Source organism: Shewanella sp. 4t3-1-2LB (assembly GCF_017368415.1).
Lineage (GTDB): Bacteria > Pseudomonadota > Gammaproteobacteria > Enterobacterales > Shewanellaceae > Shewanella > Shewanella fodinae.
Genome location: NZ_JAFNJD010000003.1, coordinates 57144 through 72335, shown reverse-complemented (window position 1 = coordinate 72335; position 15192 = coordinate 57144). Strand labels below are relative to the sequence as shown.

At 50.1% G+C, this 15192-nt stretch carries 14 protein-coding genes and 7 tRNA genes; 10 read left to right on the top strand and 11 right to left on the bottom strand.

The window, feature by feature from the left end; all coding sequences use genetic code 11:
- Nucleotides 1-12: 12 nt before the first annotated feature.
- The 8 genes from J3L11_RS02565 to J3L11_RS02530 form a co-directional block, all read right to left on the bottom strand.
- A complete protein-coding gene (locus tag J3L11_RS02565) occupies nucleotides 13-1506 on the bottom strand; it encodes an AMP-binding protein (RefSeq protein ID WP_207569905.1) in 1494 nt (497 codons plus the stop codon).
- Between the two features lie 8 nt (nucleotides 1507-1514).
- Nucleotides 1515-2213, bottom strand: a complete 699-nt coding sequence (locus J3L11_RS02560) for a thermostable hemolysin (RefSeq protein ID WP_189618089.1) — start codon at nucleotides 2211-2213, stop codon at nucleotides 1515-1517.
- A 111-nt stretch (nucleotides 2214-2324) separates the two neighbouring features.
- The gene (lnt, locus tag J3L11_RS02555) at nucleotides 2325-3872 is read right to left on the bottom strand and encodes an apolipoprotein N-acyltransferase (protein ID WP_207569904.1); all 1548 of its coding nucleotides are present in this window, start codon (nucleotides 3870-3872) and stop codon (nucleotides 2325-2327) included.
- Nucleotides 3872-4753 (bottom strand): CNNM family magnesium/cobalt transport protein CorC, encoded by an 882-nt coding sequence (corC, locus tag J3L11_RS02550; protein WP_189618091.1) that lies wholly within the window; start codon nucleotides 4751-4753, stop codon nucleotides 3872-3874. Before corC ends, lnt begins: the two co-directional genes overlap by 1 nt.
- Before the next feature lie 31 nt (nucleotides 4754-4784).
- Nucleotides 4785-5246, bottom strand: coding sequence for an rRNA maturation RNase YbeY (gene ybeY, locus J3L11_RS02545; protein ID WP_133039545.1), 462 nt, complete (start codon nucleotides 5244-5246; stop codon nucleotides 4785-4787).
- The gene (locus tag J3L11_RS02540; RefSeq protein WP_207569903.1) at nucleotides 5236-6300 is read right to left on the bottom strand and encodes a PhoH family protein; all 1065 of its coding nucleotides are present in this window, start codon (nucleotides 6298-6300) and stop codon (nucleotides 5236-5238) included. The genes ybeY and J3L11_RS02540 overlap by 11 nt, the downstream gene beginning before the upstream one ends.
- 124 nt (nucleotides 6301-6424) lie before the next feature.
- Nucleotides 6425-7849, bottom strand: coding sequence for a tRNA (N6-isopentenyl adenosine(37)-C2)-methylthiotransferase MiaB (gene miaB / locus J3L11_RS02535; RefSeq protein ID WP_207569902.1), 1425 nt, complete (start codon nucleotides 7847-7849; stop codon nucleotides 6425-6427).
- A 97-nt stretch (nucleotides 7850-7946) separates the two neighbouring features.
- Nucleotides 7947-8285 carry a hypothetical protein gene (locus tag J3L11_RS02530; protein ID WP_189618093.1) on the bottom strand — a complete coding sequence of 113 codons (339 nt, stop codon included), beginning with the start codon at nucleotides 8283-8285 and terminating at the stop codon, nucleotides 7947-7949.
- A gap of 178 nt (nucleotides 8286-8463) precedes the next feature.
- Here J3L11_RS02530 and J3L11_RS02525 point away from each other — a divergent pair, with 178 nt between their 5' ends.
- The 10 genes from J3L11_RS02525 to J3L11_RS02480 all read left to right on the top strand — a co-directional run bounded on the left by J3L11_RS02525 (nucleotide 8464) and on the right by J3L11_RS02480 (nucleotide 12396).
- Complete coding sequence (locus tag J3L11_RS02525; RefSeq protein ID WP_279388873.1) at nucleotides 8464-9654, top strand: FAD-dependent monooxygenase; 1191 nt, start codon at nucleotides 8464-8466, stop codon at nucleotides 9652-9654.
- 96 nt (nucleotides 9655-9750) lie between these two features.
- Complete coding sequence (gene pth, locus J3L11_RS02520) at nucleotides 9751-10338, top strand: aminoacyl-tRNA hydrolase (protein WP_133039541.1); 588 nt, start codon at nucleotides 9751-9753, stop codon at nucleotides 10336-10338.
- A gap of 85 nt (nucleotides 10339-10423) precedes the next feature.
- Nucleotides 10424-11515 (top strand): redox-regulated ATPase YchF, encoded by a 1092-nt coding sequence (gene ychF / locus J3L11_RS02515; RefSeq protein WP_207569901.1) that lies wholly within the window; start codon nucleotides 10424-10426, stop codon nucleotides 11513-11515.
- A gap of 174 nt (nucleotides 11516-11689) precedes the next feature.
- Nucleotides 11690-11766, top strand: a tRNA-Met gene (locus J3L11_RS02510).
- A gap of 28 nt (nucleotides 11767-11794) precedes the next feature.
- Nucleotides 11795-11879, top strand: a tRNA-Leu gene (locus tag J3L11_RS02505).
- Between the two features lie 43 nt (nucleotides 11880-11922).
- Nucleotides 11923-11997, top strand: a tRNA-Gln gene (locus J3L11_RS02500).
- Between the two features lie 19 nt (nucleotides 11998-12016).
- Nucleotides 12017-12091 (top strand) — tRNA-Gln (locus J3L11_RS02495).
- A gap of 4 nt (nucleotides 12092-12095) precedes the next feature.
- A tRNA-Met gene (locus J3L11_RS02490) sits at nucleotides 12096-12172 on the top strand.
- 56 nt (nucleotides 12173-12228) lie between these two features.
- A tRNA-Gln gene (locus J3L11_RS02485) sits at nucleotides 12229-12303 on the top strand.
- 18 nt (nucleotides 12304-12321) lie between these two features.
- Nucleotides 12322-12396 (top strand) — tRNA-Gln (locus tag J3L11_RS02480).
- Nucleotides 12397-12509: 113 nt separating this feature from the next.
- Here J3L11_RS02480 and J3L11_RS02475 read toward each other — a convergent pair.
- From J3L11_RS02475 to lolB, 3 genes are all read right to left on the bottom strand, one after another.
- Nucleotides 12510-13457 carry a ribose-phosphate pyrophosphokinase gene (locus tag J3L11_RS02475; protein ID WP_133039539.1) on the bottom strand — a complete coding sequence of 316 codons (948 nt, stop codon included), beginning with the start codon at nucleotides 13455-13457 and terminating at the stop codon, nucleotides 12510-12512.
- Between the two features lie 75 nt (nucleotides 13458-13532).
- A complete protein-coding gene (gene ispE / locus J3L11_RS02470; RefSeq protein WP_207569900.1) occupies nucleotides 13533-14387 on the bottom strand; it encodes a 4-(cytidine 5'-diphospho)-2-C-methyl-D-erythritol kinase in 855 nt (284 codons plus the stop codon).
- A complete protein-coding gene (gene lolB / locus J3L11_RS02465) occupies nucleotides 14384-14971 on the bottom strand; it encodes a lipoprotein insertase outer membrane protein LolB (RefSeq protein ID WP_207569899.1) in 588 nt (195 codons plus the stop codon). The genes ispE and lolB overlap by 4 nt, the downstream gene beginning before the upstream one ends.
- Nucleotides 14972-15192 lie beyond the last annotated feature (221 nt).

Sequence of the window (15192 nt, the reverse complement as noted above, 5' to 3'; positions counted from 1 at the left end):
AGCTACCTCGTCTCAGTTACTCATTGGGTTGGATTGATACAGGGTGTCAATCTGTGTCTCAAAAGCCTGTAACAGCCGTGCTCGTTGCAGACGGCCATTGGCGGTCATGTAAGGTAATAACTGTTTATCATTTAGTCTCAGCCATTGGCGGATCTGGGCATAGTCCGGTAGCTGACTATTGGCCGTTTTTATCCAGTCGGCAACTTGTTGATCTTGTACAATTGACGATGCACTGAGCAGGGCACACAGATAGGGTTTGTCATCTCCCACTACCACGCATTGATTCAATAAGGGTTCCGACATCAGCACCGATTCAACCCATTCAGGGCTGATGTTGCGGCCAAATGAGGAGATCAGTAGATGCTTGCGACGACCATCAATAAATAACCAGTCAGCATCGCAGTGACCGAGGTCGCCGGTATAAACTTCATTGGGGTACCAGCTGTCAGCGTCTCCAGCATAACCCAGATGACAGGCACCACTGACCACAACTTCCTGTTTTTCAATGCGAACTTGACAATGTGGCAGAATTTTACCGGCAGCGCCGATGTAACTAGTGGTAGGGGTATTGAGTGCCACCACAGAACCACATTCTGATAATCCATAACCTTCGTAGACGGGAAGTCCCAGCTGTCGTGCATTGTTGAGCAATTGTGGATCGACCCGACCGCCGCCGACGGCAACAAATTTAAGTGATGGTGGTGCTTGCCACCCTTGCTGACAGGCGGCTACCAGTAACCGCAGTAGCTGCGGGATCAGAATCATCGAATGTGGTTTTACTTCTGCAATACATTGCAGCAACCGCGGACTGTCTAGATTGGAGCTACCTAGCATGCCCCGCTGAGCATCCGTTGGGATAACCACAGTACCGCCACACAACAGCGGACTGTATACCCCGGCAATATTCTCCAATAAGGTACTCAGTGGCAGCAGACAAAGATGTTTGGGATGCGCAATTGCAATGGCGTCAGCCAACGACTGTGCCACTCGCCATTGATGATCTCGGCTGAGGCAGACACCTTTGGGACTTCCTGTTGAACCTGAGGTGAAGGTAATTTTTTTTGTGCCTTCCGGGAGCTGTTCGGTGCTGTTGAAGGGCAATTCCCAACAATGGAAACGTTCCGGTAGCGGCCAAGCGACCACACCAGGTAATGCCTCGTCTAAATCCAGTTTGCACTGGCCAGGCAACAGCAATTCTTCGCTGAGGAGCAGTTCAGCACCAGCCTGTTCAAGACAACTACGGATTTGTTGCGGAGTAAAAAATAGCGGTAATGGCAGACAGACTATGTTGGCTGCATGGCAGGCCAAATCGACAATCACCCAGTCGATACTGTTGCCGCCGTGTAGGGCAACACAGGCAACCTGCTGTTGTTGCAACCAGTTTCCCAAAGCCTCTACACGCTGCGCTAACTGCTGATAATTGAGGTGTTGCTGGCCATTTTCGACCGCATTGACTGTCGGAAACGCTTGTGCGGTCTGACCCAAAAACTCCACAATATTATTCATATTATCTCTCACTTACGACGGATTGCAGCGGCAATACTCAGCGTCTGGAGATTGTAGGTCGCTGCAATTTTTGATAGTCGAGGATCTATGTTGATGATGTCGCAGGCCCGCTGTAGATTGCCTATCATGACTCGCGGGTTATTGCGGTAATAACTGCCCCAAATACTGTAGTCACCATCCAATCTGGCAGGATCTGCAGGACACAGACAATAAGGTTCAAATCCGAGTCGCTGCATCAAGTGCTGTACCTGTTCAGTGGCGGTAAATACCATCCATTCATAACCAGCACCGGCCAGCATCTTTGCCAGCGTGACCATCAACATTGGCCCGAATGCCTTGGTTCCTAAGGCCAAGTTGCCGATTTCAATCAGGCTGTCACGCACAACCGGACGTCTGGCAACTTCAGCCACTAATTGTTCGATTGCCGCAGGCAGATATTGTTCCAAAAATAATGGTTGATTTTGTCCCGGACGCAATCCATAGGCACCGACAGTTTGCCCGTGATGGTTAATTTCAATAAGCCAAGGCAAGAAACTGTGCAGATGTGCATGGTGGACTTGCTGGAATTTCGACGCGATAAATTGCTCTACTACCGCACGTTGACTATGGGTGATGGTTACCAGTTCTAACGAGGGGACAATGGATTGCAGGGAGTGCATGCCAGAATCGATGGCTGCCGACGGTGTCTGCGGCAATTGCTGGGACATAAAGGATACTCCGCTGGTGATATCTCATGATCCACCCTAGCGGAGCCAGCTTAAGGAACACTTATGAAATTCAGATTTAATTAATATTTTGAATTTTTCAATTCACTGAATTTATTTATATTTCTTGTTAACATGGTATATCAAGTGTAACAGTAACAGCGATAGGCTCAATATCAATACTGGCCATTGCCCCCATTTAGCGAACGGGGTGACACCGCTGACTAAATCCACGTTAGCAGTCAGCACTCCTTCCTGGAACTGCGGTAATCTGGCGGTGATATTGCCATATTCGTCAACAACCGCCGTGACACCGTTGTTAGTATCCCGCAGCAAAGGGCGCCCCAACTCAGCCGAGCGCATCTGCGCAATTTCCATATGCTGCAATGGCCCGTTGGATGCACCAAACCAGGCATCATTGGAGACCGTCAGCAGTAACTGAGTATCCGCGGTCACGTTATCTCTTAGCTGTTCGGGAAAGGCAATTTCATAGCAGATCGCTGGGGCCAAACGGAACCCTCCCGCTTGGATGTTTGGTTGCACGTAGGCCCCGCGACTGAAGGAAGACATTGGCAAATTGAATAACGGTGCTAGAGGTCGTAACAAGGCTTCAAACGGGACGAATTCACCTATGGGTAATAGATGATGTTTGCGGTACTGATTAGTACCATTAACCTGATAATCCCCGGCCGTTTGTTGATGGTGATGGGCATTGCCAAGCACAATCAATGAGTTATAAAAGTCCGTTTGATCAAGGCTGACAATCCCCGAGACAATTGCCGTGTTGTTGAGATTGGCGACTTTATTGGCGTTGTCCAGAAACGGTTCGACCATAGATTCTGGTGCTGGAATGGCAGCTTCGGGCCAGATAATAATATCGCTATCAAAATGTGGTCGCGACAAATCCATATATTTCAGTAAGGTGGGCCACAAAGCATTGGGATCCCATTTCATACTCTGGGGGATATTGCCTTGTACCAGCGCAACACTGACCGTGTTGCCGGTACGCTCAATGCCGTTATGATGGGGCGCTTGCCACACCGCCAGAGCCATCAGCGCGATGAGCATCGGCAGACTTATCCAGCGTCTGCGCAATAATAAAACCAAGCTGCCAGCGAGCATTGCCAGCAGCAAGCTGATCCCGAGTGTGCCGATATAGGCCGCTAACGGCTTCAGCGGACCACTATTTTGACTGTAGCCAGCCCATAACCAGGGAAATCCGGTTAGCACCCAGCCGCGCAGCCACTCGGTCAGTATCCAGAGGGCCGGAAACAATGCCAGCGCATTCCAGTGCCTAGCACGGCGTAGTGCCAGCTTCACCCATAATGCGCCAGCAAGTGCTGGGTACAACGCTAGATACAGTGCCAGCAGCGCCATCAGCAACATGGAGACCGGTAAAGGCAAACCTCCATACTGGTAAATACTGACGTGTACCCAACTGATGCCGAAGGCAAAGCTGCCAAAGCCAAAACTCAGCCACAGATAAAAGGCACGTTTAGGCGATGCGCTGTCACTTAACCACAGTACCAACGCCAACGCTAATGGATAGATTGGCCACAGGTCATATGGGGCAAAGGAAAGGCTGGTGGCCGCACCAGCAAAAAACGCGAGCACGGCATTGGCCCAGGGAGATTGCCGGATACGGCTGGCAGATGAGATCACTATGGGTTGTTTTCTTCAGAGTTGTTATTGTCGTCAGGCAGTTTAATGCGTAACTGTAGTAAGCGCCGAGTATCGGCACTGATCACTTTAAATTCAATCCCTTCAATGGTGATTTTTTCATTGCGTTCCGGCAGATGACCAAAGGCATGACTCACCAGCCCGCCAACGGTGTCGAACTCTTCATCACTGAAGTGAGTGTTAAAATTTTCATTGAAATCTTCGATGTGGGTCAGCGCCTTGACCATATAGACTTTGCTGCCTACTTTGCGAATATCCGGTTCCTCGGCTGCATCATGGTCAAATTCGTCTTCAATCTCGCCAACGATCTCTTCCAGAATATCTTCAATGGTGACGAGTCCAGAAACACCCCCATATTCATCAACCACAATCGCCATATGGTAACGTTGACTACGGAACTCCTTCAGCAGCACATCGACCCGTTTACTTTCGGGGACAACAACCGCCGGACGGATCACTTGTTCCAGGGTGAAGGGTTCATCACTGTTATTAAAACCGTATTTAATCAGGTCTTTTGCCAGCAAAATGCCTTCGATGTGATCTTTGTCTTCATTGACGACAGGGAAGCGGGAGTGGGCTGACGAAATAACGGTGTGGAGTACCTCTTCGACAGAATCGTTAAATTGAATGGCAACAATCTGCGAGCGGGGGATCATAATGTCCCGAACTCGAAGATCAGAGACTTCCAAAACACCCTTGATCATCTCGCGGGTATCTTCGGTAATCAGGTCGCGTTGTTCCGCGTCCTGAATGACTTCTACCAATTCGTCGCGATTCTGGGGTTCGCCCATGAACAACTGGCTGACACGATCAAACCAGCCCTTCTTGTGGGCGTTAGTACTCGGGGGGATATCATCACTCATAGTGGTGTCACAGTTCGTGGAAGACGAACTTTTATTGCTCCTTGTAAGGGTCAGAAAAACCTAGGCTTTCAATGAGTTCTGTCTCAATGGCTTCCATTTCTTCAGCTTCGGCGTCATCGATATGATCATAACCTAGCAGATGCAGGCATCCATGCACAACCATATGAGCCCAGTGAGCCTCTAATGGTTTGTGTTGTTCCTGTGCTTCATTCTCAACGACCGGGGCACAAATAACAAGATCCCCGATCAGTGGCAACTCAATGCCGGGAGGTGCTTCAAATGGAAAAGATAGCACGTTAGTGGGCTTGTCTTTACCACGGTAATCCAAATTCAGCTGATGACTTTCGGCTTCATCGACCAGTCGAATCGTCATTTCGGCTTCATCTAAGCGGCCGTCCAGGGCTGTGGTTGCCCAACGTAAAAATTCGGCCTCTGTCGGCAATTGCGTGGATTCAGAGGCAATCTGTAGATCTAGTGTCAGCTCAAGACTCATGTTCGGAGGATTCCGTAATATCAGAAGGTTCGGTCAGTTTATACTGACTATCGTGACGGGCACTGGCGGCCTGTTGGCGTTGTTCATAAGACTCATATGCCTCCACAATCCTCGCCACGACCGGATGACGCACCACATCTTTTGACTGGAAAAAGTTAAAGCTAATTTCATCGACATCGCCGAGCACTTCAATGGCATGACGCAAGCCCGATTTAACATGGCGCGGCAAGTCAATCTGGGTGATGTCACCGGTAATCACCGCTTTGGAATTAAAGCCAATACGGGTCAGGAACATTTTCATCTGTTCCACAGTGGTGTTCTGGCTTTCATCGAGGATGATAAAGGCATCATTCAAAGTCCGGCCACGCATGTAGGCCAGCGGGGCAATTTCAATCACGCTGCGTTCTATCAGGCGTTCGACTTTTTCAAAGCCCAGCATCTCAAATAATGCGTCATATAAAGGTCGCAAGTAAGGGTCGACTTTCTGACTCAGATCCCCCGGCAGAAATCCGAGTTTTTCACCGGCTTCTACCGCTGGTCGGGTCAACAGAATACGCCGCACTTCTTGCCGTTCCAGTGCATCTACCGCTGCGGCGACCGCCAGATAGGTTTTGCCAGTACCCGCCGGGCCAATACCAAAAGTGATATCGTGGCGAACGATGTTAACCACATACTGACTCTGGTTAGGATTACGCGGTTTAATCACACCCTTACGGGTTTTAATAAAATGCTCTTGAGGTTGTTCACTGTCATGGTCAGCTTCTACGGAGATAGCTTCCTGAATGGCAATGTGCACTTTTTCCGGTTCCAGATCCGGCGTGCTGCCTTTGAGTGGTGCGGTTTCTACATATAATGTGCGCAACAAATTGCTGGCGGTCAGGCAACCCTGAGGCTGGCCGACAATCTTAAAATGGTTGTTGCGGTAACTGATCTCGACACCAATACGACGTTCGAGCTGTTTGATATTGTCATCAAATGGGCCGCACAGGGACGCCAGTCGGCGACTATCCGCGGGCTCCATATACAGATCCATGGCGGTTAATTTATGGGACAAATAAAACTCCGATAATAGATTACGCTACACTGCTCAGTTTACGAGCCTCACTGACGAAATGCCATGAGAAAAATGTCATTGGTCAGCAAGCTAAAAGGCGACCGTGGCCGCCTTTTTGTCATCACTAGGGTTGGTAGCGTTTTACCCCAAGTTCATCGGCACTTTGGTGTTTGGCCAAAATATCCACTGGCCGCAGATTGCGCCGCAGATCCATCTGATCTTCACCACGAATGAACTTACCGCGCAGTGAGTTAGGATAAACATCGGTGATCTCCACATCGACAAACGTACCAATGTGTTGGGGTTGACCTTCAAAGTTAACCACGCGGTTGTTTTCAGTGCGGCCACGCAGTTCCATCGGATTTTTCACCGATGGCCCTTCCACCAAAATGCGTTGCACCGTGCCTAACATCTGGCGGCTGTAGCGCATCGCTTGATGCGTAATGGTGTCTTGCAGTCGTGCCAGCCGTTGTTTTTTCTCTTCCAGATCCACATCGTCCGGCAAGTCAGCCGCCGGCGTGCCGGGACGCGCGCTGTAAATAAAACTGAAGCTATGGTCGAAATTCACTTCCTCAATCAGCTTCATTGTGTCTTCAAAATCTGCGGCGGTTTCACCGGGAAAACCGACAATAAAGTCGGAGCTGATCTGGATATCTGGCCGAGCTTTACGCAGACGGCGGATAATCGACTTGTATTCAAGCGCCATATGACCGCGCTTCATTAAGGTCAGAATACGGTCAGAACCTGATTGTACCGGTAGATGCAGGAAGCTCACCAGCTCTGGCGTGTCGGCATAGACATCGATGATGTCCTGGGTGAATTCAATGGGATGGCTGGTGGTGAAGCGGATACGATCTATGCCATCAATCGCCGCAACGTAGCGCAGCAGTTCAGCAAAGGTGCAGATGTCACCATCAAATTTTGCGCCGCGATAGGCGTTGACGTTTTGCCCAAGCAAGTTAACTTCACGCACTCCTTGCTGTGCCAGTTGCGCCACTTCCAGAATAACATCGTCCATTGGCCGGCTGACTTCTTCACCGCGGGTATAAGGTACCACACAGAAAGAACAGTATTTGCTGCAACCTTCCATGATAGAGACAAAGGCTGTGGGGCCTTCGGCACGAGGCTCTGGCAATCGGTCAAATTTTTCGATTTCCGGGAAGCTGACATCAATAACGGCATGACTGCCACTATGTACTTGGTTGATCATCTCTGGCAAACGATGCAAGGTTTGCGGGCCAAACACGATATCAACACAGGGCGCCCGATCTTTGATGGCTTTGCCTTCTTGCGACGCAACACAGCCACCCACACCGATAATCAAGTCCGGATTTTTATCTTTGAGACCTTTCCAGCGACCCAACTGATGGAACACCTTTTCCTGTGCCTTTTCACGAATTGAACAGGTATTGAGCAGCAGCACATCGGCATCTTCTGCTTCGTCTGTCAGGGTATAGCCCTGAAATTCGTTCAACAGGTCGGCCATCTTGGCTGAGTCATACTCATTCATCTGACAGCCCCAGGTTTTGATATGGAGTTTCTTGCTCATCAGTTTTGCGCCGCTCTCACGTACATCAAGGAAAATAGCGCGCCATTTTACCTACAGTTGTCGTCGCTTGCCAACGTTTGCCAGTAGCAAAATGGCATTACCTAGCTCCCCTGTGCTGAGTTGCGGCATAACCGGTTGTTTCTATTGTTGCTGCATGTTGGGTCAGTAATGGTGGATGGCTCGCCATAAAGCGCTGTACCATCTGCTGATTATCACTTTTGGCCGTGTCATAAATATCTGCCACCAGAGCAAAATGTAATTCGCTCATGGTTTCCGCGAATTGTTGATATAAGGCATAATTGACTGAACCTATGTAGGTTACAGTAATCACTTCTAGCTTTTCCGGCAGTTTTTCAGCCTTGCTTTGCAACGGGAACAATGCTCCGACAGCGATAAGTGCGGTGGCAGCAAAGCGGCCAAAGGATGTGATTGCCATATTCTTCTCCTAGGTTGTGATGAACCTGTACCGCACTGTGCAGGTGTTATAGATAGGACACTTAGTGCGAATCAGGAGGTTGGAATTGGGTTGCGAATTATTTCACTTTCGGGGAACGGTCGGCGTTACTAAATCCGGTGGCCGCAGCAAATAGAACGACAACAGCAGGAATGCAACAGTGACAAAACAACATCAACAGCAGGATATTGTCATTATCGGTGGTGGTATGGTGGGCGCCGCCGCAGCTGTGGGACTGGCTCAACTTGGTTTGCGGGTGGCCGTGGTGGAAGCCTGTGCCCCAGAGGCGTATGACCCAGAACAAGCGCTAGATGTCCGAGTATCGGCGGTATCACTGGCATCGGAGAATCTGCTGGCGCGGTTAGGGGCGCTGGAAGGTTTGCTACAGATGCGGCAGGTGGCTTATCGCGGCTTGGAAACCTGGGAAATGGATGGCTGTATCACCCGCTTTCATGCTGAACAGCTGAAATTGTCGCATCTTGGGCACATCGTGGAAAATCGCCTTGTGCAGTTAGCCTTATGGCAGCAGTTTGAGCGCTATGACAAGCTGACGGTTTGCTGTCCGGCGCAGGTTACGCGCATGGTGCGCAGTTGCAGTGGTATCGAAGTGAGTCTGGATAACGGCCTAGTATTGGATAGCCATCTGCTGGTCGGCGCCGATGGTGCCAATTCATTAGTCCGCCAGTGGGCGGGGATTGGCGTGGCGGGTTGGGATTACAGTCAGTCCTGTATGTTAATCAATATCGCCACCGCCGACGATGAACAGGATATTACCTGGCAACAGTTTACCCCGCGTGGCCCGCGTTCTTTGCTGCCACTGCCGGGACATCATGCTTCCCTCGTGTGGTATGACGATGCAAAGATGATCAAAGGGCTGATGCAGTTGTCACCTAAGCAACTGAAGCAAGCCATTGACAGTCATTTCCCGGAGCGACTCAACCGTGATTTTGAAGTGCTGGAACGTGGTAGCTTTCCGTTAACTAGACGCCATGCTAAACAGTATTATCGTGACAACCTAGTGCTGTTGGGGGATGCGGCTCACACCATCAACCCATTGGCGGGACAAGGGGTTAATCTCGGCTTTAAAGACGTGGATACGCTACTGGAAGAGGTCGCATCGGCGTTGAGTGATAACCCTGTCCAGTGGTGGGATAATGCAGTGCTGGCACGCTACCAGCGGCGGCGTTGGTACGATAACCAACTGATGATGACGGGGATGGATCTGTTCTATGCCGGTTTCAGTAATGATATCCTGCCGCTGAAACTGGTGCGCAATCTTGGACTAAAACTGGCGGATATCAATACGCCGGTGAAACAGCAGGTACTCAGATACGCTCTTGGTTTGTCCTGATTATTTGTTGCCAGCGTATTTGCAGTGTTAAAATGCCGCGTTTTTGGTCGCGGCATTGTTATTTTCCGCGATAGGTAAGTGAGAAAAACAGAAAAGATGACCACAATAAAACTGATTGTCGGGCTGGGTAATCCAGGTGCGGAATATGCCCAGACACGGCATAATGCCGGTGCTTGGTATGTGGCACAACTAGCGGGTAATTACGGCGCTAGCTTGATGCCAGAAAGTAAATATTTCGGACTTACCGCCCGTATTACAGTGAAAGGCCGTGATGTACGTCTGTTAGTGCCCACTACTTTCATGAACCTCAGTGGTAAAGCGGTGGGAGCGCTGGCGAGTTTTTTTCGCATTGCGCCAGATGAGATCCTAGTGGCACATGACGAACTGGATATGCCGCCAGGAGTGGCAAAGTTTAAGCTCGGTGGTGGTCATGGCGGTCATAATGGTCTTAAAGATATTATCGCCAGCTTGGGAAACGATAAAAATTTCTACCGGTTGCGTATCGGCATCGGCCATCCGGGCGATAAGAATAAGGTCAGTGGTTACGTACTTGGGAAAGCGCCTCAGGCAGAGCAACAACGTATTGATGCCGCCATTGACGAAGCCCTACGGGCCACCGATATTCTATACGCTGAAGATATGACCAAAGCCATGAACCGCCTGCATGCGTTCAAGGCTGAATAACGAATCAATGACATCAGGCTGCTGGCACACCAGTAGCTGTCCGGTGTAGCAATACCGGAAATTACAGTGAGATAAGGTAACTATCATGGGTTTTAAATGTGGCATCGTTGGTTTGCCCAATGTCGGTAAATCGACACTGTTCAATGCATTAACTAAAGCTGGTATTGAAGCGGCAAATTTCCCTTTTTGTACTATTGAGCCCAATACCGGTGTTGTGCCGGTACCAGACGCACGGCTGCAAGTGCTGGCAGACATAGTGCACCCAGAGCGCGTACTGCCAACCACCATGGAATTTGTGGATATTGCCGGTCTAGTCGCCGGAGCGTCAAAAGGTGAAGGACTGGGTAATAAATTTTTGGCCAATATTCGCGAAACCGATGCTATTGGTCATGTTGTGCGTTGTTTTGAAAATGACAACATTGTGCACGTTGCCAACAAGGTGAATCCGGCCCATGACATCGAAGTGATCAACACGGAACTGGCGCTGGCGGATCTGGATAGCTGTGAACGGGCGATACTGCGGCAGCAGAAACGCGCGAAAGGCGGCGATAAAGACGCCAAGTTTGAAGTGGAAGTGCTGGAAAAGCTCAAGCCGGTATTGGATGAAGGCCACATGCTGCGAACTCTCGATCTCTCAAAAGAAGAGTTAGAAGCGGTGGCTTATCTGAACTTCCTGACGTTAAAGCCTACCATGTATATCGCCAACGTTGCTGAAGATGGTTTTGAAAACAACCCCCATCTGGAGGTGGTGCGCGCTATTGCCGAGAAAGAACGGGCGGTGGTGGTGCCGGTTTGCGCTGCTATTGAATCTGAACTGGCGGAAATGGAAGATACTGATCGTCAGGAATTTATGGCCGATATGGGGCTAGAAGAACCCGGTCTTGATCGGGTGATCCGCGCCGGTTATGAGCTGCTGGATCTGCAAACCTATTTTACCGCTGGGGTGAAAGAAGTGCGCGCTTGGACCATTCCAGTGGGAGCTTCTGCACCGCAGGCAGCAGGTAAAATCCATACTGATTTTGAACGTGGCTTTATCCGTGCTCAAGTGGTTTCTTATGACGACTTTGTGCAGTTTAAAGGCGAGAATGGCGCAAAAGAAGCCGGTAAGCTGCGGGTGGAAGGCAAGACTTATATCGTCCAGGACGGGGATGTCATGCATTTCCTGTTCAACGTTTAAGGTGCGTAAAAACGCAATAAATTGTCGCGATTTGCATATCTGATGTGCAGTTTGGTGAGATTCTAAGCGAATGGCGGGAGTGCCGGGCTTCAGCCCGAAAAAGCTGTTGACCTGTAATACCTGAATAAGCATAATACGCCCCGTCCTCTCGGCAGAGGGGCGTCAAGTTATCGTGGCTATGTAGCTCAGCTGGTTAGAGCACAGCACTCATAATGCTGGGGTCGCAGGTTCAAGTCCCGCCATAGCCACCATCCTTCTCGGATGTTAAAAGAGATAAATGCGGGAGTGGTGAAATTGGTAGACACGCCAGATTTAGGTTCTGGTGCCGCAAGGTGTGAGAGTTCAAGTCTCTCCTCCCGTACCATCTTTCCTGTTATAGGAAAGCAGCCATAGAGATAACTTGCAGGTGGGGTATCGCCAAGCGGTAAGGCACCGGGTTTTGATCCCGGCATTCCCAGGTTCGAATCCTGGTACCCCAGCCATTTTTTCATAGTGTTATCTTGGGGTATCGCCAAGCGGTAAGGCACCGGATTCTGATTCCGGCATACCTAGGTTCGAATCCTAGTACCCCAGCCAATATGGCTATGTAGCTCAGCTGGTTAGAGCACAGCACTCATAATGCTGGGGTCGCAGGTTCAAGTCCCGCCATAGCCACCATGTTGCACTGTATGCCTGCAGTGAAATATCAGGCCTTCAGCCGTAAAGCTGACTTTTGGGGTATCGCCAAGCGGTAAGGCACCGGGTTTTGATCCCGGCATCCCCAGGTTCGAATCCTGGTACCCCAGCCATATTCATGTAACGATTTTTGGGGTATCGCCAAGCGGTAAGGCACCGGATTCTGATTCCGGCATACCTAGGTTCGAATCCTAGTACCCCAGCCAATACAATGAAGCCCGTCCCATAAGACGGGCTTTTTGCTGTCTTTGTTTGAAGTATCTGGACGCTAGCCATAAAAAAACGCACCCTTAGGTGCGTTTCTATTATCACTGCGCAATTACTGGTGAAACATTGCAGAGATAGATTCTTCATTGCTAACGCGGCGAATGGCTTCCGCCAGTATGCCAGACATGGTGAGTTGTTTGACTTTACCACTGGCAGCAATTTCCGGGCGCAACGGGATGGTATCTGTCACTATCACTTCATCGATCACGGAATTGGTGATGTTTTGCAGCGCGGCACCAGAGAATACTGGGTGTGTAGCATAAGCAAAGACGCGGTTGGCACCGTGTTCTTTCAACGCTTCAGCGGCTTTACATAGCGTGCCGCCAGTATCAATCATATCGTCAACGATAATGCAGTCACGCCCCTGTACGTCACCAATAATATGCATCACTTGGGCAACGTTTGCCTGCGGACGACGTTTATCAATAATCGCTAGGTCGGTATCGTCCAGCAACTTCGCAATAGCACGGGCACGTACCACACCGCCGATATCTGGGGATACCACAACAGGGGTTTCCAGTTTTTTCTCCAGCATGTCTTCCAACAGCACTGGACTACCGAAAACGTTATCTACTGGCACGTCAAAGAATCCCTGGATCTGTTCCGCATGTAGGTCACAGGTCAGTACGCGGTCTACACCAACACTTGACAGAAAGTCGGCCACGACTTTGGCAGTAATTGGTACACGGGCGCTACGGACACGGCGATCCTGACGGGCATAACCAAAATAGGGAACCACAGCGGTAATACGGCCAGCAGAGGCACGACGCAGGGCATCGACCATCACAACCAGTTCCATCAGGTTGTCATTGGTTGGCGCACAGGTGGATTGAATGATAAAGACGTCAGCACCACGAACGTTTTCGTTGATCTGGACACTGATTTCTCCATCGCTGAAACGGCCTACCGTGGCGTCTCCTAGTTTACAAAACAGACGGTCTGCTATCTTTTTAGCAAGACTGGGGGTAGCGTTCCCAGCAAAGAGCTTTATGTCGGGCACTTTAATGAACCTCGGGCGTTTGCATTATTGTGATCTGGAGGGACAAGTGACAAGCTGTGCCCCTGAAGAAACTGTTCAGCACCGCGTCAGACGGCGCTGTAACGGCGAAATATTTGTTCCTTTTGCCACAAATCCGTGGAATGTCGTTGGCATTTGTGCCAGACACTCCAGCGCTTGTTGCTGCGTTTTGAATTCCCCGAACACACAGGCGCCTGTTCCGGTCATTCTTGACGGGGCATATTCTAGCAGCCACGCCAACGCCTTGGCAACTTGAGGAAAGGCGTTACACACCAGTGTTTGACAGTCATTTTTCCAATTTGCGGACAATAGTTCTGTCAGCGAAACCTTTGGCGTATCTCTTGGCAAATCAGGATGCTGAAAAATTTCTGCCGTCGAAACATGGACATCGGGGGCTATTACTAGATACCAGTGTTCCGGAATATCAACGGCTTGAAGTTTTTCGCCAACACCTTCAGCAAACGCAGCATGGCCGTGGATGAAGATAGGAACATCAGCCCCCAGCTTGAGCCCTAGGGCCGCCAACTGCTGATTGTCGAGCCCCGTTTGCCACAGTGAATTGAGTGCCACTAATGTGGTGGCCGCATCGGATGAACCGCCGCCAACACCACCGCCCATCGGCAGTTTTTTATCCAACCAGATTTCAGCGCCAAGATGGGTTCCAGTTTGTTGTTGGAGCAAATTTGCCGCTTTGACTATCAAATTGTCGGCATCAGCAATACTGCTCGGGAGGTTGGAGTGCAGCGAGATTTTGCTACCGGTAGTGATCTTAAAATCCAGCAGATCGCCATGTTCTAAGAATTGAAATAACGTTTGTAACTCGTGATAACCGTCAGCTCGACGCCCGTTGATATGCAGAAACAGGTTGAGTTTGGCTGGTGCCGGCCAGCCTAAGGAAAGTGTTTGGGTCATAAACGCTGATTGTCCATGGGCACTTGCACGTTGGTCAGTGCCTGCCATTGATTCAATTGGATTTTTAACTGTAAATTGCCACGATCTAACCGTAGCAGACGTGGCACCGTGGTACCGCTTTGCGGCTGCCAGCCCTGATATTGAATGCGCCAAGGTGGCAAAACACTGGCATCGGTGAGTTGCAGCGGGCGTCCATTAACATCGCGACTGACCTGATAGTCATCACTGACAATTCCCAGAATCCACTGTGGCAGTTGTGTTAATGGAAATTGCCAGTGCCCGAGCCGGTTTAACAACGCCTGCGGATCGTCCCCCTCATAGCTATTACCATCGACTTCCAGTTTGGCGTACCCCTCACGGCTGCTAAGTGTCAGTACGCTGGTTCCCAGCATAGTGGTCAGCTTTAGCTCATCGTTATCGGGCGTGTGTAGCCAGTATAAGTTAGTACTAAAACTTTCCTTGGACGATTTTACCGCTAGCTTTCCCTGCAATTCCCAAGCACTTGCAGCCGCCGGGCTAGTGACTTGTGTCGCCACCCAGTTTTTGTCCGCCAAACTACTGCAGCCGCTCACGAAAATGGTCATGATAATCCACAGCAACACTTGTATTGTCGGGCGGTAGTATGTGCAATTTGTGATGTTGGTCAAAATATTCGCCACTCATCGACCATAAATGATGGCCTATGATACGGGGGCTTAGCGGTCAGACACAACCTGTGCGTGATGACCTTTTTATCAGCAATCGCTGTTATAGCGCGGCTTGCCGCGTCATCAAGGTTAATTGCCTGATAAAATTAACCCTTTAT